The organism is Ruoffia sp. FAM 26254 (assembly GCF_045528545.1).
GTDB classification, from domain to species: domain Bacteria; phylum Bacillota; class Bacilli; order Lactobacillales; family Aerococcaceae; genus Ruoffia; species Ruoffia halotolerans.
Genome location: NZ_JBGQQY010000145.1, coordinates 1 through 255 on the forward strand (window position 1 = coordinate 1; position 255 = coordinate 255).

General features: G+C 42.4%; 1 pseudogene. It reads right to left on the reverse strand.

What is annotated here, in order from left to right:
- A pseudogene (locus ACEN3Z_RS12045) lies at positions 1–255 on the reverse strand (IS30 family transposase); the annotation flags it as partial.

Genomic DNA, 255 nt, shown 5'->3' on the forward strand with positions numbered 1-255 from the left:
TTCCTTTCATGGGTAAGGTTTTTTCATCGAACACCTTTTCCTTGAAACGCCGATAAAGCGTCCGCATGGAACAGTCAATGGGTTTTTCTTTACGCCCGATAATGACATCGGGTGTCCAGCCCTGTGAAACTTTTTCTTTAATGTAGACTTGTTGGTCTGCAGGAAGGACACACTTACGTCTACCACACCGTTGTTTGTTTTTCTTATATTGTTGGTAATACTCAATGGCGGTATGGCCCTCTTTTAAGAAGTTGA